The organism is Massilimicrobiota sp. SW1139 (genome assembly GCF_012027715.1).
Lineage (GTDB): Bacteria > Bacillota_I > Bacilli_A > Erysipelotrichales > Coprobacillaceae > Allocoprobacillus > Allocoprobacillus merdigallinarum.
Map to the genome: position 1 here is coordinate 1 of NZ_SJOR01000046.1, position 1515 is coordinate 1515.

General features: G+C 30.7%; 1 protein-coding gene. It reads left to right on the plus strand.

Annotated features, from left to right (window positions below):
* Positions 1–68: 68 nt before the first annotated feature.
* Entirely contained in the window at positions 69–1427 is a 1359-nt protein-coding gene (locus E0K96_RS12035) for an FAD-dependent oxidoreductase (RefSeq protein WP_168083446.1), read from the plus strand.
* Positions 1428–1515 lie beyond the last annotated feature (88 nt).

Below are 1515 nucleotides of genomic sequence, written 5' to 3' on the forward strand. Positions count from 1 at the left end.
CTGAATCTTAGTTCTTTTTTTGTTTAAACTGATTATTTTTGGAAAGAATATCACATGGTGAGATAAATATGAATCAATCTTATTGGCAGAAAACTTCATCTATTCAAAGATGTGCATCTATTCAAGATGATATGGATACAGATATTGTTATTATTGGGGCAGGAATGGCTGGGGTTTCACTGGCTTATCAATTAAAAGGTTTACCCTATCGTGTTATTGTTGTGGATAAAGATCAGATTGCAAGTCATACGAGTGGACATACGACTGCAAAACTAACGGTTTTACATGGGACAATCTATCCACTTCTTAAAAAACATTATAATATACATTATGCACATCTGTATTTTCGTTCACAAGAGGAAGCGTTGAATACAATTAAAGATATTATTCATAAGGAAGATATTGCATGTGATTTTCAGGAAAACGATGCGTATGTATATACTGATGATCCTCAATATGTTTCTATGATTCAGGAACTTGAGTACATATTAAAATCTTTTCATGTAGAAGTTATCAAAGATTCGCAACATTTAGCATCAGTTGGCTTAAAACATCAAGCGGTTTTTCATCCTTTGAAATATATGTATGGGTTAATTGATAAGTGTCAAAAAGATGGTATTGTTTTTTATGAAAAGAGTATGGTTGAAAGTATTGAGCGCAAAAAGGATGGTTTTATTTTAAAAGTGAATCATCATAAGATTCGAAGTCGTTATGTTATTCATGCGACAAGGTATCCTTTTATTAAAAAAGGGATTTATTTTGCAAAGTTGTTTCAGACAAAAGAGAATGTTGATTTACGAAACAAAGAAGGGAATCAAAGTTTACTATGTATAGATCATACTGATAGTTATAGACCGGTACAGGATAAGGGAATATATATTGATATGGTGAGTCAAGAATGGTATGCATTAGATAGTGTGCCATTACGTGGAGTACCTTATATTGGTGAGATAAAACCGGGAAGTCAGGAATATGTAATTTATGGTTTTCAAAAATGGGGCATGACATTATCTCAGGTAGCGGCCAAATTAATTAAAGATTTAATTTTACAGCAAGAGAATCCTTATAAGAGTTTATATAGCTGTCAATATTTTTCACTATCTTTTGCTAAGGAATATCAAAAGAAAATCATGAATTCATATTATAAGAGTTTTATATATCCAAGGTTTCATTATAAGAAAGTGAATCAAATACAAAATGGTGAAGGTGCTATTGTTCGTGAAAACGGGAAACTCAAAGCAGTCTATAAAGATAAAAATGGAAAATGTCATGTATTTTCTCCATATTGTCCGCATTTAAAATGTATTATAGAATTTGATCAAAAAGATAAGATATGGTTGTGTCCGTGTCATCAGTCAACTTATGATGCTTATGGTCATTTAATTGATGGACCGAGTTTGCATTCTTTAAAGAAAAAAGAGAAATGACATTATATAATTAAAGATGTAATAAAGAGAGAAAAAAGAGGGTTAAATAAAAAAAGCGAAAAAAAGTAAAAAAAAGACTTGCAAAGGT

What these genes read in the sequence shown, in the direction of transcription:
- E0K96_RS12035 (WP_168083446.1), top strand. Translation starts at nt 69, where the DNA reads ATGAATCAATCTTATTGGCAGAAAACTTCATCTATTCAAAGATGTGCA.